Source organism: Chryseobacterium sp. MYb264, assembly GCF_035974275.1.
Classification (GTDB): domain Bacteria; phylum Bacteroidota; class Bacteroidia; order Flavobacteriales; family Weeksellaceae; genus Chryseobacterium.
Map to the genome: position 1 here is coordinate 3,999,337 of NZ_CP142422.1, position 20,377 is coordinate 4,019,713.

General features: G+C 36.0%; 14 protein-coding genes. All 14 read left to right on the plus strand.

Annotated elements, in window-relative coordinates; genetic code table 11:
- The 14 genes from fusA to VUJ46_RS17430 all read left to right on the plus strand — a co-directional run bounded on the left by fusA (position 1) and on the right by VUJ46_RS17430 (position 19,903).
- Entirely contained in the window at positions 1–2,118 is a 2,118-nt protein-coding gene (fusA, locus tag VUJ46_RS17365) for an elongation factor G (RefSeq protein ID WP_326981979.1), read from the plus strand.
- A gap of 18 nt (positions 2,119–2,136) precedes the next feature.
- Positions 2,137–2,442 (plus strand): 30S ribosomal protein S10, encoded by a 306-nt coding sequence (gene rpsJ, locus VUJ46_RS17370; protein WP_002661363.1) that lies wholly within the window; start codon positions 2,137–2,139, stop codon positions 2,440–2,442.
- 684 nt (positions 2,443–3,126) lie between these two features.
- Positions 3,127–5,385 carry a TonB-dependent siderophore receptor gene (locus tag VUJ46_RS17375; RefSeq protein WP_326981980.1) on the plus strand — a complete coding sequence of 753 codons (2,259 nt, stop codon included), beginning with the start codon at positions 3,127–3,129 and terminating at the stop codon, positions 5,383–5,385.
- A gap of 12 nt (positions 5,386–5,397) precedes the next feature.
- A complete protein-coding gene (locus VUJ46_RS17380; protein ID WP_326981981.1) occupies positions 5,398–6,021 on the plus strand; it encodes a hypothetical protein in 624 nt (207 codons plus the stop codon).
- Between the two features lie 62 nt (positions 6,022–6,083).
- Positions 6,084–7,280: a PepSY-associated TM helix domain-containing protein gene (locus VUJ46_RS17385; RefSeq protein WP_326981982.1), complete on the plus strand. Its 1,197-nt coding sequence runs from the start codon at positions 6,084–6,086 to the stop codon at positions 7,278–7,280.
- Between the two features lie 248 nt (positions 7,281–7,528).
- Entirely contained in the window at positions 7,529–8,029 is a 501-nt protein-coding gene (locus VUJ46_RS17390) for a low affinity iron permease family protein (RefSeq protein ID WP_326981983.1), read from the plus strand.
- An 818-nt stretch (positions 8,030–8,847) separates the two neighbouring features.
- Positions 8,848–10,392: a T9SS type A sorting domain-containing protein gene (locus VUJ46_RS17395; protein WP_326981984.1), complete on the plus strand. Its 1,545-nt coding sequence runs from the start codon at positions 8,848–8,850 to the stop codon at positions 10,390–10,392.
- A gap of 6 nt (positions 10,393–10,398) precedes the next feature.
- Positions 10,399–13,215, plus strand: a complete 2,817-nt coding sequence (locus tag VUJ46_RS17400; protein ID WP_326981985.1) for a hypothetical protein — start codon at positions 10,399–10,401, stop codon at positions 13,213–13,215.
- Between the two features lie 80 nt (positions 13,216–13,295).
- Positions 13,296–17,024 carry a DUF6443 domain-containing protein gene (locus tag VUJ46_RS17405; protein WP_326981986.1) on the plus strand — a complete coding sequence of 1,243 codons (3,729 nt, stop codon included), beginning with the start codon at positions 13,296–13,298 and terminating at the stop codon, positions 17,022–17,024.
- A gap of 11 nt (positions 17,025–17,035) precedes the next feature.
- Positions 17,036–17,668, plus strand: coding sequence for an immunity protein Imm33 domain-containing protein (locus VUJ46_RS17410; RefSeq protein WP_326981987.1), 633 nt, complete (start codon positions 17,036–17,038; stop codon positions 17,666–17,668).
- A gap of 179 nt (positions 17,669–17,847) precedes the next feature.
- The gene (locus tag VUJ46_RS17415) at positions 17,848–18,357 is read left to right on the plus strand and encodes a hypothetical protein (protein WP_326981988.1); all 510 of its coding nucleotides are present in this window, start codon (positions 17,848–17,850) and stop codon (positions 18,355–18,357) included.
- A 1-nt stretch (position 18,358) separates the two neighbouring features.
- A complete protein-coding gene (locus VUJ46_RS17420) occupies positions 18,359–18,811 on the plus strand; it encodes a hypothetical protein (protein ID WP_326981989.1) in 453 nt (150 codons plus the stop codon).
- Positions 18,812–19,106: 295 nt separating this feature from the next.
- Positions 19,107–19,517 carry a hypothetical protein gene (locus VUJ46_RS17425; RefSeq protein ID WP_326981990.1) on the plus strand — a complete coding sequence of 137 codons (411 nt, stop codon included), beginning with the start codon at positions 19,107–19,109 and terminating at the stop codon, positions 19,515–19,517.
- A gap of 248 nt (positions 19,518–19,765) precedes the next feature.
- The gene (locus tag VUJ46_RS17430) at positions 19,766–19,903 is read left to right on the plus strand and encodes a hypothetical protein (protein WP_326981991.1); all 138 of its coding nucleotides are present in this window, start codon (positions 19,766–19,768) and stop codon (positions 19,901–19,903) included.
- The last annotated feature ends 474 nt before the right edge of the window (positions 19,904–20,377 follow it).

Sequence of the window (20,377 nt, forward strand, 5' to 3'; positions counted from 1 at the left end):
ATGGGTAGAGATCTTAAATTTACAAGAAATATTGGTATTGCTGCGCACATTGATGCAGGTAAAACTACCACTACAGAAAGAATTTTATTCTATACTGGTGTAAACCACAAAATTGGTGAAGTTCACGACGGTGCATCTACTATGGACTGGATGGAGCAGGAAGCTGAAAGAGGTATTACAATTACTTCTGCTGCTACTACTTGTTCTTGGAACTTTCCAACTGATCAAGGAAAACCTTTAGCTGATACTAAACCTTACCACTTCAACATCATCGATACACCGGGACACGTTGACTTCACCGTAGAAGTAAACAGATCTTTAAGAGTATTGGATGGATTGGTATTCTTATTCTCTGCAGTAGATGGAGTAGAGCCTCAGTCTGAAACAAACTGGAGACTTGCTGACAACTACAAAGTTGCTAGAATGGGATTCGTAAACAAAATGGACAGACAAGGTGCTGACTTCCTTAACGTGGTAAACCAGGTTAAAGACATGTTAGGATCAAACGCAGTTCCAATCGTTTTACCAATCGGTGCTGAAGAAGATTTCAAAGGTGTTGTAGACTTAATTAAAAACAGAGCGATCATCTGGGATGAAGCTGGACAAGGTGCTACTTTCGAGGTAGTTCCAATTCCGGAAGATATGAAAGATGAAGTTCTTGAATATAGAGAGAAATTAGTAGAAGCTGTTTCTGAATATGATGAAACTTTGATGGAGAAATTCTTCGAAGATCCGGATTCAATTACAGAAGAAGAAATTAATGCTGCATTGAGAGCTGCTACTATCGATTTATCTATTATCCCAATGACTTGTGGTTCTTCATTCAAGAATAAAGGAGTACAGTTTATGTTGGATGCAGTATGTAAATACTTGCCTTCACCATTGGATAAAGATGATATCAAAGGTACTGACCCAAGAACTGACGCTGAAATTACAAGAAAGCCATCTGTAGATGAACCTTTCTCTGCTCTAGCATTTAAGATTGCTACTGACCCGTTCGTGGGAAGATTGGCATTCTTCAGAGCATACTCAGGAAGATTAGATGCAGGTTCTTATATCTTGAACACTCGTTCAGGAGATAAAGAAAGAATCTCTAGAATCTATCAGATGCACGCTAACAAGCAAAACCCGGTAGAATATATTGAAGCTGGAGATATTGGTGCTGCTGTTGGATTCAAATCTATCAAAACTGGTGATACGATGTGTGACGAGAAAAACCCAATCGTTCTTGAATCGATGGTTTTCCCTGATCCGGTAATTGGTATCGCTGTTGAGCCTAAAACTAAAGCTGACCAAGATAAAATGGGTAACGCTCTAGCTAAATTGGCTGAAGAAGATCCTACGTTTACGGTAAGAACTGACGAGGCTTCTGGACAAACGATCATCTCTGGTATGGGTGAGCTTCACTTAGATATCATTGTTGACCGTATGAAGAGAGAGTTCAAGGTTGAAGTAAACCAGGGACAACCTCAGGTAGAGTACAAAGAAAACTTAACAAAAGTTGCTAGCCACAGAGAAGTTTACAAAAAGCAGTCTGGTGGTAAAGGTAAATTTGCTGATATTGTATTTGAACTAGGACCTGCAGACGAAGGTAAAGTTGGTTTAGAATTCATCAATGAGATCAAAGGGGGTAACGTTCCTAGAGAATTTGTTCCTGCTATTGAAAAAGGATTTAAAGCTGCAATGAAGAACGGTCCATTGGCTGGTTTCGAAGTTGAAGGTATTAAAGTTACTCTTAAAGATGGGTCTTTCCACGCGGTGGATTCTGATGCTCTTTCTTTCGAATTAGCTGCTAAATTAGGATTTAAAGAAGCTGGTAAAGCTGCTAAGCCGGTAATTATGGAGCCTATTATGAAACTGGAAGTTGTAACTCCGGAGGAATATATGGGTAACATCATTGGTGACCTTAACAAGAGAAGAGGTACGATCAGCGGTCAGGAAGAAAAGAACGGTGCTGTTGTAATCAAAGGTTCAGTTCCACTTTCTGAAATGTTTGGATATGTTACGACTCTAAGAACGCTTTCATCAGGAAGAGCTACTTCTTCTATGGAATTAGAGAAATACCAGGCTACTCCTCAAAACGTTGCTGAAGATATTATCGCTAAAGCAAAAGGTTAATTTTTTAAAGTACAAGAAATGTCACAAAGAATCAGAATAAAACTAAAATCTTACGATTACAACTTGGTAGACAAGTCTGCTGAGAAAATCGTAAAAACGGTAAAGGCTACTGGTGCTGTTGTAAACGGTCCAATTCCATTGCCAACGAATAAGAGAATCTTCACAGTGTTGAGATCTCCGCACGTAAACAAAAAAGCTAGAGAGCAGTTCCAATTATCAGCTCACAAGAGATTAATGGATATCTACTCTTCTTCTTCTAAAACTGTTGATGCTCTAATGAAATTAGAACTTCCTTCAGGTGTAGACGTGGAAATTAAAGTGTGATAATTGCATATTTGCAATGATTATAATAAAATCCGTTCCTTTCGAGGAGCGGATTTTTTTTTAAGTCTTTCGGCTTTACAATCAGAATGATGAGTTTTCATTTTGATAATAGATCAAGACAAATTTATTGGACTATTTATACGAATTTTCTTTTGAATTTACCATAATAAACCCCGAAGGGGTTAAAAAGGAGTAGCGTCGGGTGAAACCCCGATGTGCATGTAATCAATAATGTTAATAACCCTGAAAGGGTTAAATTATATATAAATATTCGCTATTGCTATAATTTTTGATTACAATATTATTACGTCCCATAAAATCGGTGATAAAATACTTAGATCCTTGAGATCTTGACGTTGAAAAAAGGATATGCATTAGCCACGAATGCGCGAATATGTTTCTTTCCTACAGATCGCTCAGATTTCACAGATGACGCTGTTATTTTCTTATTGTATTATCTTCTTATAGGTAGAACGGATTGATGAGCCTTCAAAAGGGCTTTTCGTTCTGTTACAATAACTTCCAGTCTTCCGGTTCTTTAGCTCATTTTTCATAGGGGGTTCACTTTAAGCCATTCAATGATTTACAACTTTCATACAGTGAATTATCCCTACCTGAAATAAATCATTAAATTAAATTTATTTAGAATGAATAAAAATATTATTTTTACAGAAAATATAACAGATGAAAAAAACAATTTCTTTCTCCTTATTCGTTTTAGGTGCCGCTATAGTTAATGCACAGCATAAAAACGATACCATTCAAAAAGAAAAGCATATCGAAGAAGTGGAGCTTTTTGGGGTGAAAAATAAGCAGCCTGAAGGTCTGGAAGTTATTACAAGACTTCCTTTAAAACCGAGAGATCAGATCCAGTCTATTTCCGTAGTTTCTACCAAAGTCATTGAGCAGCTGGGAGGTTTAACAGTAACCGATGTAGCCAAAAATATTCCCGGGGTTACTTTGTTCGGAAGCTATGGCGGAACCAGAGAAAGTATGTCCATCAGAGGATATCGAGGTGTTCCGGTATTGAAAAACGGAGTGATGATGGATTCCGATTTCCGCACCGGAGCCATGCTTACCGATATGCAGGGTGTTGAAAGTATTCAGGTAATCAAGGGTTCGGCTGCCGTTACCCAGGGAATAGGAAATGGTCTGGGTGCTGCAGGAGGAGTTATTAATATTGTTACCAAAAGACCGCAGTTTATAGATCAGACCAATGTAGGTTTTCGCTACGGCAGTTGGGATTTTTACAGACCTACAGTAGATTTTCAGAGGGTTCTGGACAGCCAGGGAAAAGTGGCCGTACGGTTTAACGGAGCATATCAGAATAATAATTCTTTTAGAAAGCATGTTAGTACCGACAGAATCTATGTGAATCCTTCTATTGCTTTTCGTCCTGATGATAAAACATATATTAATGTTGAGATGGATTATATTCATGATAAAAGAACTCCTGACAGAGGTACAATCAATCTTGCGCCGGGTAACGTAGAAGCATTATATCACATGCCTAAGGGAGAATTTTTAGGTTATGCTTCGGATTATGCACTCACAGAAGGTTTTAATTTTGCAACAACGGCAACACGTGAAATCGCTGATAAATTGAAGGTTAGACTAGCATTTATGAATTCCAGTAGAAATGCGGAAAGTGAAGCCTCATCTATATCACTACCAACAGGAGGTAAAGATTACAATGTAAGGCAGCGTACCATAGGTAAATCCGAATCATTAGACATCAGTAGGGTTTTACAGCTTGATTTTATCGGTGAGCGGATAAAAACAGGAGCTATTAATCACACATTTCAGATGGGGTTCGATTGGAGAGAAACAGAGACTTCGGCTGTAACGTATGAAGCATATAAGAATTTTATTCATCCTGATAATCTAATTACAGCAAGACCTCGAAAGGAGGATGGAAAGGATTATGTGGCAAATCCTCTGGACGAATTTAATGTGGTCAACGGTTCTATTCCTAATACACTTCCTGTGGATGTTGTTTATAGAAATTTAGGAAGGTCAAATTCAATTTTGACGCCAAGTATTGGTGTTATGGCTCAAGATGTAATGTCTATTGGTAAGTATGTTAAAGCACATTTAGGGATAAGGTATAGCCGTCTGAATGGTTCAAGTAATGAATCAGTAGATACTTGGAATCCTAATTTAGGATTGATTGTTTCCCCATTTCCCAATGTGAATGTGTTTGGATCTTATACTACAACGACTTCTTTAAGGTCTTCTAATAATTTGCTTCTTGAAGGTGGGAGAGTAGGTGCATCGACTACCAAACAATGGGAAGCTGGAATTAAATCAGATTGGTTTGGGGAACGCCTGAGATTTAATATTACTATTTTTGATATTAAGACTGATCATCTTTCTTTTACAATTCTTGATGCGAACTATAATCCTGTTGTTATTGATAAACAAACCATGTATGGTCTCGCCGGAAATCTCAAAAGAAAAGGAATAGAAATAGAACTGATTGGTAGAATCCTTCCTAATCTACAAGTAATGTCAGGGTGGGCATATCTAGATGCGCAATATCAAGATAGCCCTGCTTATATAAATGGATCCAGGCCAATGAATGCCCCTAGAAATACAGCTAATGGCTGGCTGAATTATAAATTCAATAATGGAGTATTAACAGGTCTTGATCTGGGAGCCGGAATTTATTATGTAGGGAAAAGACCAGTGGATGAATGGACTCAGAAAACATTTACAGCAGGACATCTGAATAGCGTAAGACCTGGAGATAAACCATTTGATATGCCAGAATACACCACGGTAGACGCACAGGCAGGATATACTCTTAAAAACGGACTGGGACTGAGGGTATTTTTCAATAATATCTTCGACTCGGTGGGGTATAGTTCTTATTTCAGAGGTGGATTTATCGATCAGATTCAGCCAAGAAATTTTGCAGCACAAATTAATTATAAATTCTAAAAACATACGATTATGATGAGACCTTTTGTGAAAATATGGGCATTGGCCTTATGTACTTTTATAATCACCTCATGTTCTAATGACAATAAAAGGAGAGGCGTAGATTACACCAAATTCAAATCCGAAATCACACTAACTCCAGAACAGGAGAAAAGCTACGATGAAATTACGATCCGATATCAAAAGCAGGCGGAGCAAAATTTTGAAGTTGCCAAAGCGCAGGGTGGTCAGATGGACCGGGTAGCCTTAGGCGTTAAAAGTGAAGAGCTGAGAGCAAGACAGGCAGAAGAAATGGCAAAGGTTCTGGATAACGACCAAATGGAAAAATTCAACAAGTTTGTTGATGAAAATGCCCGAAAAAGACCGAGATACAATAATGAGATCTTAGCGAAACTAAAAACGGAACTTCAGCTGTCTGAAGATCAGTTTGCGATGCTGAATGCCGCCAATGATGCCTTCGAAAAATCATTCAATGATGCTCATGATGTCTACCATGGTAATAATGAGCTGGCCAAAGAATATTGGGAAAAATTCGATAAACAGAGAAAAGAGGCATTACAAAAAGTATTTACCCCCGATCAAAATACCCGGTTTCTGGAAATCGTAAAAGATCAGCAGTTCAAAGGCAGAAAATAATTTTAAGAAATAAAGAAATCATTACAACAGAGCTCCTGTTGTAATGATTTTCTGTTTTTTCAATGAAAATATCAACACTCAAAAAGCTTTTTCTAAGAAAGAGAAGGAAAAAAGAACCACACTTCAAATACCTGATGGGGATTATTCATTTGTGGCTTGGTCTTTTATCGATGCCGATTGTTATCATTGTTTGCCTTTCAGGCTGCTTATATGCCTTTAAAAACCAGTTTTCGGAATGGGCAAATCGCGATAAGATTTTTGTTCAGCAGACAGATAATAGAAAATCTGCAGATGAAATTAAGGATATTCTTTATAAAGAGGGCGCTGAACTCAGGTCGATTACGATTCCTAAAGATAAAGGCCGGTCTTATATAATTTCCTACACAAAATCAAAAGTTGATTACGCGGTATTTTTTAATCCTTATTCGGGTGAAAATCTTGGGGCTCCAAAGATTGAAAATACTCGTTTTTTTGAATGGGTATTGGATCTTCACCGTAATCTGCTGATGGGGAATATCGGAAGACAGATCAACGGAGCCGGAGTACTGATGTTCTGCATCTTGCTTTTTTCAGGATTTGTTCTATGGATCCCTCAAAAGTGGAAGCTTCTGAAGCAGGCTTTAACCGTAAAATTAAGCGGCAAATTTCAGAGAATTAATTACGATCTCCACAATACTCTTGGATTTTATTCTTTTTTAATTTTATTTTTCATCGCGGTAACCGGGCTTTATATTACCTATCCCTGGATGAAGAATGCATTGATTGTTTCAATGGGCGGCGAATCTATTTCCAGAATTGTAGAAGCTACGGAAGAAGATCATAATACGTTTGACACCCTCTTCAAAGATATGCTTAGCCGACAAAAAGAAAAAGGTCAGTCTATCGAGAAACCGGTTGCGCTTCAGTCTATTTTATCCGAAACGGAGAAGATACTGCCCTATCAGGGGGTGATTACTCTGGAGCTTCCGAATATAGATAATCCAAGGTTCAGGGTTACCAAAATAAATACAGATTATATGCTGGGTGCCATGCTTCCCGATAAGATCAGTTTTGATCAGAAGGGAGTACTGAAATCCAAAGAACTTTTTTGGGACAAACCTCTGGATAAGCAGTTTACATCATTGGCAAAACCTTTACATACGGGGGAGATTTTGGGACTAAAAAGTATTGTTTTATACTTTATTATTTGCCTGATAGGATGCTCATTGCCAGTCACAGGATTTATTTTCTGGTGGAATAAAGCAAGAAAAATAATCTAGATTTCTGGGGGCGAACCAAAATAATTAAAATATTCTGCGTCTCCTCTTCCATGTTCTTAAAATACAGATGTTGTATAGGTTTGATTTGTTTAAATTTTTCTTTTTTCATCTCAAAAGATCATTAATAAATACATCGGACGACCGAAAAAGTGAAATCCAATATATGAAAATCTAAAATCAGATTATTTTTGAATTGAAAAATTATATTTTCGGCGAAATTTTTGCTATTTTGTATTAAATAATTTCTAATGGCAAAGACAAATACCGGCGTATTCGAAAGATTTTCAAATTGGGCCACCAAGTTTACAGGAAGTAGCTATGCCTTTATCGGAGCAACAATAATTGTCATTGCATGGGGAATTTCAGGACCTATATTTAATTATTCGGAAACCTGGCAACTGGTTATTAATACCGGCACAACGATCATTACTTTTTTAATGGTTTTTCTTATTCAGAAAGCTCAGAATAAAGATTCTAAAGCCATCCAGATAAAGCTGAATGAATTGATTGCAGCTAATGAAAAGGCAAGCAACAGGATTGTAGACATCGAAGACCTCACCGAAAAGGAACTCGACCAGCTGCATTGTTTCTACGAAAAACTCTCTGATTTTGCAGAAGAAGATGCCGATATTCATACCTCCCATTCCATAGATGCTGCCAAGAGAAATCAGGACTATAAACATGAATTCTTTAAAAAGAAACATGACGAATGGTTGTTGAAAAGTCAACAGAAAAATTCTAATTCTTAATAAAGATATAACTCCATTACGATTGTAGACATTCATAATTAATTTTCTCCCTCATATTTTGAACTTCATTAAATTATAATCTTACTCAGACACCGTTATACTGTTCTTTTATGGGGTTTATTATTAGCTCTCGCAGATTTTGCAGAGGACGCAGATTTATTTTTAGTAAATAATTAATCTCAAACGCATCATCCACCATTATTCGCTTATTCGTGGCCATAAAACCCAAAAAATCAACGATATCATCTGTGAAAGTCTAAAGGCGATCTGTGGGAAATAAAAATATTCGTGCATTCGTGGCGATAATATGCAACCCTCCATTTTATCTCTGATAAAATCCTTGCGCCTTAAAAACATAAAGGATTAAAAAATAGCTTTGCGACTTTGCGAAAAACCAACAGAAACATTATCATCTGTGCAAAATCTGCGATCTGTGAGAAATAAAAATATTCGTGCATTAGTTGCCATAGTATGCAGTCTTCAATTTTATCTTAGATAAAATCCTTGCGCCTTAAAAACATAAAGCATTAAAATAACCTTTGCGGCTTTGCGTAAAACCAACAGAAACATCATCATCTGTGGAAAATCTGCGATCTGTGAGAAATAAAATTATTCGTGCATTCGTTGCCAAAAAATAACCCCATCACTCGCAAAATCTGTGGAAAATAAAAAAAACACGTCGAGTTTTGACGCCCCGTCCTTCTTTCTTTGCCATATCAACAAAAAATAATGTTGTAAATCTTTTCATTGTGAAATGAAAAAGGTTACTTTTGCACCGCTAGGAATTAATAACAATAGAACTTAAAATAAATACGGGAATGAAAAAAATCTATTCAAGTGCCTTTCTGATCGGCATAAGTCTGAGCCTGTCGGCTCAGGAAGTACTCTGGCAAAAAGATATCCAATCCTCCACGCAGGATTTTCTCAGTCAGGTCACCACAACAATCGATGGACAATATCTGATTTCCGGAAGCAGCATCCAGACTGACAGCAGGGAGCAAAAAGCCGGGAAGCCCTCTAATACTGGATACGACTTCCATTTGGTCAAACTTAATCAAAATGGTGAACAAATATGGGAAAAATATTTCTCGGGGAATAACCACGATTATCTGGCTTCAACAGTCGCTACCCAGGAGGGTGGATTTTTGATAAGTGGTACTACGTATTCATCCATCGGTCTGGATAAAAAGGAGGATTCCAAAGGGGGATCAGATATAATTTTATTAAAAATTAATGAATTTGGAGATGAATTATGGCAAAAAACCATCGGCTCAGCATCGGATGAAGAGGCGCGCGCGGTGATTCAGACCACAGATCTAGGGTTTATGGTAGCCGGAAATGTTCAAAACTCAGAGAAAGGATATGGTTCTAAGGATGTTCTCATCATCAAACTGGATAAAAACGGAAAGGAATTATCTCAATTGATCATTGGCGGAAAAGGGCTGGACGAAGTGGAAAAAATGATTCCCACGAAAGATGGCGGAGCATTGCTAGGAATTTATTCGAGAAGTGGAGCCAACGGCTCCAAAAAAACGGAAAACTTTGGCGAAGGAGATTATTGGGTCGTAAAAATAGATGCAAAAAATCAAATCGAGTGGGAAAAGAACTTTGGAGGCAAAGGTGATGATCATTTAAGGACCCTTTCACTGACTTCTTCAGGTTACTTAGTTGGCGGCGAATCTCGCTCAGAAAGATCCGGAAATAAAACCGTTGGACTGGAAGAAGGAACCGATATTTGGCTGATTTCGTTAAAGGAAAGAGGCGAAGAAATCTGGCAAAAATCTTACAATTTTAAAAACAGAGATGTGCTCATGGGAATGAGTACCATTAATTCTTCGGATGACAAGTCTAAAGGCATTTTGCTGGGCGGTTACACTCAGGCTGAAGGCAGAATGGAGGCTGATGATGAAACTTTCTGGATGCTATACCTGGATTCAAACGGTAATGAGCAGTGGCGAAAACACGTCAAAGGGGAATCCAGAAAGCGTGAAGAAAGGCTTTCGGATATAAAACTGAACAGAGATGGTTCGATTATTCTGGCTGGAACGAGCGCCGAAGAACTTGGAAAAGAGAACTGGAAAATCGTAAAACTGGGTGATAAACAAATCGATCAGCTGATTGAAAAACAGAATATTAAGATTTATCCGAATCCTGTTTCAGATTATGCGTATGTGGAAATTGGGTTTGATTTTAAAGAGGCTGACATTAATGTGTTTGATATGTCCGGACGACAGCTTCAAAGCATTAAAACTAAGAATAAAGTGACCAAAATTAATACACAGCCACTGATTCAGGGAGCGTACTTGGTGACCATAAAAACGGATGATAATAAAACAGCGAATGCTAAATTGATTAAAAAATAAATACAGATGAGAAAAATACAACTACTGCTTATATGCTTTATAATACAGGGTATCATGTATGGGCAAAGTAAGAATACAAGTGTTGAGAGACCTGTTCCCACTATATCATCATTAGGAAATTATACCAATATGCCTGTTTCTATCCAAACGGGAATACCTAATATTTCATATAATTTAATTCATGTACCTACGAATAACAAATCGTTGAGTATAGATTTAAGTCTGAATTATCATGTAGGGAATGTAACGGAAGATACCTGGTTGGGAGATTTAGGTTCCGGGTGGTCATTATTAGGGCAAGGCTTTATATCCAGAGAGATTTGTAATGATCCGGATGAATCATTTGACGACAAAACAAAACCTGGTTATTTTAAAAATGGTTTTGATGATGTTTATAATTATCAAATTCCGGGAGAGTCTGGTAAGTTTAAATTTATAAGGGATACTGCTAATAATGCGAACAGCTTTAGGCTTGTCAATTTGACTGCTAGCAGTTCTAAAATAGAATACCATAGAAATAGCAACCTATCTACATTAATATTGGATTCTTTTACCATTACCAATGACAAAGGAATTAAATATAAATTTGATACGTATAATTTTTCTACAGCAACGACTTGGACATGGCAGTATATTAATGGTCCGGTGATGTATAGAAAACTTAAATACAGAAGTGCTTTTTTTCTGACATCCATAGAGGATGAAAATGGTCAACAATTGGTTAAATTTTCTTATTTTAAAGATGTGACCTATCCTCCAGGAATGGGGCAAGTAGTAACAGATTCGGAGTCTAATAAGCTTAGTAGAGTCGAAATTACAAATAAAGCGATTATAGATTTGCAATATCAGGAAAAACCTTTTTATTCATCATTTAAATCAGATAAGTATAATCTTAGCAGTCTAACGCTTAAAACAATAACTAATCAATTTATTTCTAAATATAATTTTGAAGGAAATGGTCAATTAGACGCTTTCAGTAAAGTAGACGTTAATGAAAATGTGCTTGAAAAAACAAAATTTGCTTATGCATCATCAGGATTAGCTCCTATTTATTTTCCAGTTGAGAGTGGTGTTGAAAATGTCTACGGTAAGCTTTTATTAAATAAAGTGACTTTACCCACAGGTGGGGTTGTGGAATATAATTTTGAATTTGCTCCATTTGACACATTTCCGGTACAGGTGATAACAACGATTCCTGCACCAAGTATTGATATAGGAACTGTTTTTTTTACTCAGTTCGGAAATGCAAGGAAACATTTTTTCACCACTACTGAAAATACCGAAGTCTATATTAATATTCCAAATGGGACACTCTCTAACTATCTATGGACACTTGTTTTTTATAGAAAAGTGGGCTCAACCTATCAGTTAACCCCCTATAGTTTAGGAAATGCCACCTTGGAAGATCCTTCAAATTATTCTGATGTACAAAAAATAAGTGTTACACCAGGAGAGTACTATGTAGCCCTCACTGCATTACTGCCGAAAGGAAGTATACCGGAGATCGCTTTTACTGCGGGTAAGATAATTGGAGAACCTACGACAACCATAAGTTATGAGTGGAAATCTTATCATGAGGGATTGGCCAGAATAAAAAATATAAAATATTATAATGCTTCTGATGTATATCAGTCAAATCCAGTAAAAATTGAAGACTTTGATTATAAACAATTTGCTAATCCAAACTTGTCAAGTGAAACCTATATTGAGGATGGTATATCGGCCGATGGTATTTCAGCGGTAAACCCTGTTTTACTTTATCAGAATGTAAAAGTTTCAGGAGGAACAGAGGGGCACACTAAGTATTATTTTAAAACACCAAGAGACTTTGCTGGCTATTCTGAGCCCTCTCCTTATCCAAATCTAAATTATGGTATTAAGCCTTTCTATATATTCACAAGACAGGGTTTACTTTATAAAAAAGAGGTTCTTAATTCGTCTAATGAAAAAGTTTCTGAAGACTTTATTGATTATAGTTTTGAAGAATCAGGAGAGCCTTATCCTATATTTAATACTGATAGTGAGAAAACAGCCTATACCAAATCATCATGGTTAAAGAATCAAACGATGACCTCCCGCAACTACTTTAGCTCAGGTGTTGCCGAGACCAAAAAAGAAGTCTTCAACAATACCAACAATTACCTCCCCAATTTAGAACGAGTGACCTCATTTGACGGAAGTATTCAGGAAACGAGCTACAAATACGCTTTAGACTTGAATAATCAAAAATTGATTAATGCTAATATGACGGGTATTCCTTTGGAAACCACTTCTGTGATTAAGAAAAATACTTCCGATGCGGGAAAAACAGTGGCGAAGGCAGAAACTAAATACGAGAATGCGGCTAACCTGCTTCCGTCTTCCGCTGTTTCTTTTGATTCCCAAAATACACTGGCTTCAGAGATTACCTTTAATCAGTATGATGCCAAAGGAAACCTTGAGCAGTATACAACCAAAGACGGGATTCCCGTGGCCGTAGTTTGGGGCTATCATAAAACCCAGCCCATTGCCAAGATAGAAGGAGCCACATACAGCGAGATTGCCCCCTATGTTTCGGATATTGTCAATAAATCGGATGCTGATATTAATGAAACTACTGAGCAGAGTTTTCAGCAATCGCTGGATACATTCAGAAACAATGCTCAGCTTAAAAACTATCAGATCACAACGTATGTGTACGATGTTTTGGTGGGGATGAAAAGCATGACGCCTCCTTCAGGGATTCGTGAAGTTTACAAATATGACAATGCCGGACGACTTCAGCGTGTAGAAGATGAAAACGGAAAACTTTTGAAAAAATACGAGTATAACTACAAACATTAAAAGTTATCAGTGAAAAATGAAGATCAGTTCTTAAAAATTGATCATTTCATTTTCTATTCTAACTTCTATTATTAAAGTTTATGAAAAAAATATTTTTATTCCATATAGTATTGTTTGTGGCTACTTTATTCAGGGCACAGACAAGTTCGGAAAATTATGTATCCAGCACCACATGTCTTAATGACGATTGTACAAAGAAAACAGAAACAGTACAGTATTTTGATTTTTTGGGAAGACCCAAACAGGTTGTGAATGTAAAAGCAACTCCTCAAGGTAAAGATATTGTAACCCCGATTGTTTATGATGAGTTGGGAAGGCAGACCAGAAATTACCTTCCGGTTCCTCAAAGTGCTACCTCAGGCGGAAATATCTATCCGCAGACCAGCGGTATGGTGGCTTATCCGATCGCAGATATCACCAATATTTACGGGGGCGAAAAGATCTTTACCGAAAAAACACTGGAAAAATCTCCTTTGGAAAGAGTCTTGGATCAAAAGCAGATCGGGAACGCATGGAATTCCAAATCTACAACCTTTGGGTATGACCTGAATAATGCTGCAGACCATGTCAAAAAATATGAGATCGTTACAAGCTGGGATCCTGCAACGAAACTATATAAAAACGAAGTTCAGTATACTACCTCAGAGTATGCTTCAGGGCAGTTGGTTAAAAATACAGTTATCGATGAAGACGGAAATACCGCTGTAGAATTTAAAGATGGTTCAGGGCAGACGATTCTTATCCGAAAAGTGATGAATGCCACAAAAAATGCAGATACTTATTATCTTTACAATGATTATAAGCAGCTGGCGTATGTAATTCCGCCACTGGCTTCTTCTGCAGCATTGAGCTCAACAGCCGTTGAAACCCTTTGCTATCAGTATAAATATGACAGCAAGAATCGTCTGGTAGAAAAAAAGCTGCCGGGGAAAGGCTGGGAGTTGATGGTATATGATAAACAGGACAGACTGATTTTATCGCAGGATGCTGTGTTGGGAAGTACCAATAATAACTTTTCGGCAAAAGGATGGATGTTCTCCAAATATGATGAGTTCGGAAGAGTAGTCTATACTGGGTTCTTTGCCAATACCGCGAGCCGAATAGCAATGCAAACAGCCATAAACAATATGTCGGCCAACTCCGGAAACAACGAAAAGCGAGACGATACAACGCCTATTGTACAAAACGGAGAAAACATTTATTATACCAAAAATGCTTTTCCTACGGGAAGCATGACGATCTTAAGCGTAAACTATTACGATACCTATCCACCACTTCCTCAGGGAGCTGAAGTACCAGTCGCCATTATGGGAAAACAGGTATTGAAGCAGCCCGGCCAGGCTTCCAAAAATACAAAAAGTCTTCCCCTGGCTTCCTATGTGAGAAATGTGGAAGATAATGCCTGGACGAAAAGTTTTAGCTATTATGATGAAAAAGGGCGGGTAATCGGTTCTTATTCCATCAATCATTTAGGAGGATACACCAGAACAGAATCTAATATTGATTTTGTGGGTTTGGCCAAACAAACCAAGGTTTATCATAAAAGATTAACTTCTGACACTGAGAAAGTAATTACCCAAACCTTTACTTATGATGATGGAAACAGGCTCTTGGTACAAAAACATAAGGTAGACAACAATACCGAAGAGATCCTGTCACAGAATGAGTATAATGAACTCTCTCAATTAAAGACCAAAAAAGTAGGAGGAACTAATATCGCACAACCCCTTCAAAGCATTGATTATGCTTATAATATCAGAGGATGGCTAACCAAAATTAATGATCCCGCAAACCTTAATGGCAAGCTTTTCGGGTATGAAATGCGCTATACCAATCCTATCAATACGAATATTGCGCCCGGAAAATTTGGCGGTAATATCACTGAAGTAGACTGGAAGAATGCCACTGAAGATGTGCTGAAAAGATATACCTACGCTTATGACGGATTGAACAGGCTACAGGATGCCATCTATTCAGAACCCAATTCTACCACCCCTTTCAATAATAATTTTAATGAAAATCTGAGCTATGATCTGAATGGAAACATCAAAACCTTAAAAAGAAATGCCGTTCCGATATCTGGTAACAGCGCCACATTGGTGGATGATCTTATCTATGAATACACCGGAAACCGCCTGACAAAAGTTGTTGAAAATGCACTGAACGACACCGGTTACGAAGGGGGAAACAATATAATCTCGTATGACCTGAATGGTAATATGAAAGATATGCTGGATAAAGGCATCCAGATCATTAATTATAACTTTCTGGATCTTCCAAATCAGTTGGCAATCAGTCAGACCAATCCTATAGGGTTAGTTTCTAGTTCTAATTTAAGTTATCTATACAGAGCAGACGGAACAAAGCTTCGCAAAACATATGTGAATGCTCTACCAAAAGGAATTCCAATCACGAAGATAACAGATTATCTGGATGGTTTTCAGTATAATTATGTGGATGATGGTACAGGAATAGGAACTCCTTGTATAACCTGCAGAACAGAAAATGCATATGAAGCGCAAGCATATAGGGCCATCATCGGGGGGCCTATTGTAATGCCTACAACTCCTGAATGGAAACTTGATTTTGTAGGAACCTCTGAAGGTTTTTACAGCTTCACCGAAAACCGTTATATTTACCAATACAAAGACCACCTAGGTAATGCAAGGGTAAGTTTTTCTAAAAACAGCGCAGGCGTTCTTGAAACCAGAGATACCAATAACTTTTATCCTTTTGGATTAAATCATATTGGTGGCTCTAATTCATCAGCTATTGGTAGTTTTTACTCCTATAAGTATAGCTGGAAAGAGTTACAGGAAACAGGTTTTTATGACTATGGCTGGAGACAATATATGCCTGATTTAGGGAGATGGGGCGTAATGGATCAGCTCTCTGAAAGCTATCTTTCTACAAGCCCTTATGCTTATGTGGTGAATAACCCCATCATGTTTATTGATCCAGATGGAAGGCTTTCGCAGTCAGCAATGAACCAGTTTCTAAATTCACCAAGTGGAACTATTTGGACAAATAGCGGAAGTGGCTTTAGTAATAATTGGGGAGGCTCAATGAGCTATGATGGTAATCCGCTTAATTACAACGGGTATTCGGGATTTGATGATATGCCAACTATCAATATTCCAGGTATTAATCTTATAGGAAAGAGCTCCTCTTGGGGATCACAAGTTCAGAACCATTTTAACTCTTATATGAGAGGATGGAATGCTAAAAGTGATTTTGCATGGGATAGAATTTTAAATGCGGGAAGGTACAATGACGGTCCCATACAATATGTTGGTGGACCTGACGATCCATTTGGTATTTTTGAAGTTGCTGGTATGATGCTTTCATCTTCGGATAACCGAGGAATGAATTATGCTGCTATCCCATTTCTGATTATTACAAGACATGGAGATGATGCTTTAAAGATTTTAGCAGCAGAAAAAGGAATACTTAATGCAGAAGCAAAGGCCATTTCAAAAGAAGCTGTTTCTTTAAATGGTACTTTAACAAAGGGACCTTTTGCTGGTGAAGGTCTCTTTGCAAAAAATGGAAAAAGTAGAAGATTTACATCTGAAGAAAGAAGTATTATGAATGAGCAAGGATATACACTTGGTTGTCATACTTGTGGACAAACTAGCCCAGGCACAAAATCGGGAAATTTCATTTTGGATCATCAGCCAGCAAATGCATTAATTCCATATGGATGGCCCCAAACTTTTTATCCTCATTGTAAATATTGTAGTTCAAGCCAAGGCGGGATAATTGGAGGAATGAAGAAGCAAGGAATACTTCCTAAAATAAGTGACTAATTAATAAAAATATGATAATATACAAAGAAATTGAAATAAGTATACATAATAGTATTTATGTAGCAACAAAAGGGCTAAATTATTATTTAGACAAAGAAGTTAGAGTTATTATTGGTAATCAACAAGAGAGTGATTATGTAGATGTTATTAAATATATAATTGACTATATTGTTGAAAACAAGCCAATTGTTTCTAAAAATCAGAATATTGGATACTACTCATGGCTATTGCAATTTCGATTAGAAGATATAAATTATTATGATTTGTATGAAGTTAAAACTGATGGTACTGAGTTTATAAAAGGTTGTGACACTGCAATTTCAATTATTAGAGAACAATCGGAGATATGCTCATATTATAAATTACATCCTCAATTTCCAAGCTTTAATCAAATGGTAGTCATTTCAAAAGGAGTTTATGAAGGAAAAGATATTGAAGCTATTAGATATGAATCGCCTGAGCACATGTCTGGATGGTGGTTAATCACAGATGATTATGATGATGATATAAAATCTTTAATGACAGTCCATTTTCATCATGTCGCATTTAATCGACCAGATATTTTAAAATATTTAGCTTTACCTTTTGGCTATAGATTTTTAATAGATAATAATGTTATTCATGTATCTAAAGATGATATATAATAACGATAAACTTTAAGTATCCCCCCGCTGCCGCACGAATCCTTTCGTGTGGCATTTTTATTATCCAATAATTTCTTAAAAGTTTTTATCTTTATAAAAATATAATGATGAGTCCTCATTATAAGTTCTACAATCCTGGGGGTATATTTCATAAGTTTTGCTAAATATTTTAAAAGATTTTGGTTATTAAACCACACGATGCAATCGTGCGGCAGCGAGGGGACATAGCTGGAATGTATGCTCAAGATAAAGGAGGTTCAGCTGTTGCTGGAGCTATATTATTAGCAGAAGGAGGTTATAATTTGCTTAAAAATCCAAAGGGAACTTGGCAAGCTCTGAAGTCAGTATTTTCTTCTGAAAAAGGATTTACTGTTAATCCAACTAAATTTGATTATTTTTTCGGAAAAGTTACCAGTGGCTCCGAACATAACATTACTCGTTCTGCTCAAAATTTAAAGGATTTAACAACGCTTGGAGTGAAGACTGAGGCGCAATTAACAAAAGTTTTTAGTAATGCTTTAGAGAGTGGTATAGTAATGTCAACAAAAACAAGTCAGTATGGAACAACAGTAACTAAAAGCATAAATGTAGGTAATAATGGTGCTTTAAATGTTAGTTTCTTTTATAAGGGAGGGAATATGAGTTCTACACCTTCAGTTACAACTATAATACCTAAAATAGCTCGATAATATGGAAGTTCATTTTAAAGAAATTACGGAGGAGAACTTTAATAAAGTTAATTATCATCTTTTATTTGAAAATACTCTTTCAGGTAGAAGTTTTGGAATAATATCAAATGATAATTTTAATTATAAATTTTCTTGGCAGAGTGATATTGTTAAACCTGAAATTAATAATATAGAGGATGATATTTATTCTGTAGGTATTGACTTGAATTATGTAATATTAGATTTGGTAACAAACAAAATATTGTTAAATGTGAATCTTAATAGCTTTTTTATAAAAAGTTTAGTTAGAAATAATATAGTCTATATGATTGCAGAAACTGAAGTGTATTTAATATCAGCTAAAAATTATAATGTGATAAAATCTGTCGATTTGCCAGATGTATTTGAAGATATAATATTTGAATCAGATACTGCTATAATTAAATGTTTTGGAGATGAAGAAATATATATTTAGGTCTTATTATCCGTTGCGTTAAGCTAATAAAAAAAAAAACCCCGCTGCCGCACGAATCCTTTCGTGTGGCATTTTTATTATCCAATAATTTCTTAAAAGTTTTTATCTTTATAAAAATATAATGACGAGTCATCATTATAAGTTCTACAATCCTGGGGGTATATTTCATAAGTTTTGCTAAATATTTTAAAAGATTATGGTTATTAAACCACACGATGCAATCGTGCGGTAGCGAGGGTAAAAGAAGTATATAATTTAACTTGGAAATAACTATGTTTGGACTATTTAAAAAATTATGAAAATGCAGCAATACAATTCAAATAGAAATTTCAAATTTTGGGCTTACACAGTAAGTCATTCTTCTCTTCTAATTCGAAGTGAAATGAAATATCCTGATCAAGAAGATTATTCGGAGGATACAAGATATAATATTGATCTAGAATTTTGGGCAGTAAGCTATATTGATACTCCTTCAAAATTTGAAAAACTTAAGATTAAAGAAATTACAAAGGAAGAACTACCAAAAAATATTGATAAAGATTTATTAGTACATGATATGAAAATTTTTGAACTGCTAACAAATGCAAATAAATATTATATTATTGCGGGTGGACTTCTAATAGGAAAAAACAGATGGGAAAATAAAGACAGAATTTTTAATGATAATTTAAATTTGGAACATGATGAATTAATATTAATCTTATAAATATTGCAATTAAGAAATCTCAATCTCATAGATTCTATTCAAAGAGCAGCTGTTCTTTACCAAAAGGCTCAATTATAGGGGAATCTCTTACAGATTGGATATGACATCATGATATTAAAGATGGTGTTATGCAGTTAGTTCCTAAAAGTCAGCATCCAAACGTTCCTGGGGGTATCTTTTGGGAAACTTTACATCCTAGAAGAAAAGGAGGATTTTCAATTTGGGGTAAAAATAAATAATATTATATTATGAAACTTGTAGAATTAACTAATTATTTTAGAAATGGAGGCTCTTATGATGAGTTTTGTGAGTTTAATGAGCTTGATCAAGAGGCTGAAGTAATTGAAATTTATATGAAGCAACCATTAAATATTAATGGTGATTGAGGGTTCTTTGAAATTGAGAAAACTGAAGGGAAGTATGAATATGAAGGTGTAAAATATTCAAATTTATTTGATTTTTATTATTTTTTAGATGCTATTGAAGAGTCTATAGAAGATAAAAATCAAAAATTATCAGATGGAGAAATAACTAAACTTCTCTATGATTATGCAATAAATGATGCATAATATAATAATATATTAGCTTCCCGATCTCATGCATTTATAATTCATGAGTTATTTTTAATTAAACCCTAGTAATTTACTAGGGTTTAATTAAAAATAACGATAGTTAATATTGATCTGGATAGGAGATTATCCCAGTATTTTATGGCTGTTTGGCCCAGTGGTCACTGAGCCTACTCAGGAAAAAATTCTTTGTGTAGCTTTACATATTCTTGAAAACTTATCCAAATTCTAATGGCTCCGAAAAATGTATTTTGAGCTGCTTTAACATCATAATGATGGGGGCAACTGTAC

Coding starts and splice junctions, on each gene's coding strand:
- VUJ46_RS17380 (WP_326981981.1), top strand. CDS start 5,398: ATGATGAGACCTTTTGTGAAAATATGGGCATTGGCCTTATGTACTTTT.
- rpsJ (WP_002661363.1), top strand. CDS start 2,137: ATGTCACAAAGAATCAGAATAAAACTAAAATCTTACGATTACAACTTG.
- VUJ46_RS17410 (WP_326981987.1), top strand. CDS start 17,036: ATGATAATATACAAAGAAATTGAAATAAGTATACATAATAGTATTTAT.
- VUJ46_RS17405 (WP_326981986.1), top strand. CDS start 13,296: ATGAAAAAAATATTTTTATTCCATATAGTATTGTTTGTGGCTACTTTA.
- VUJ46_RS17420 (WP_326981989.1), top strand. CDS start 18,359: ATGGAAGTTCATTTTAAAGAAATTACGGAGGAGAACTTTAATAAAGTT.
- VUJ46_RS17375 (WP_326981980.1), top strand. CDS start 3,127: ATGAAAAAAACAATTTCTTTCTCCTTATTCGTTTTAGGTGCCGCTATA.
- VUJ46_RS17400 (WP_326981985.1), top strand. CDS start 10,399: ATGAGAAAAATACAACTACTGCTTATATGCTTTATAATACAGGGTATC.
- VUJ46_RS17425 (WP_326981990.1), top strand. CDS start 19,107: ATGAAAATGCAGCAATACAATTCAAATAGAAATTTCAAATTTTGGGCT.
- fusA (WP_326981979.1), top strand. CDS start 1: ATGGGTAGAGATCTTAAATTTACAAGAAATATTGGTATTGCTGCGCAC.
- VUJ46_RS17390 (WP_326981983.1), top strand. CDS start 7,529: ATGGCAAAGACAAATACCGGCGTATTCGAAAGATTTTCAAATTGGGCC.
- VUJ46_RS17395 (WP_326981984.1), top strand. CDS start 8,848: ATGAAAAAAATCTATTCAAGTGCCTTTCTGATCGGCATAAGTCTGAGC.
- VUJ46_RS17430 (WP_326981991.1), top strand. CDS start 19,766: ATGAAACTTGTAGAATTAACTAATTATTTTAGAAATGGAGGCTCTTAT.
- VUJ46_RS17385 (WP_326981982.1), top strand. CDS start 6,084: ATGAAAATATCAACACTCAAAAAGCTTTTTCTAAGAAAGAGAAGGAAA.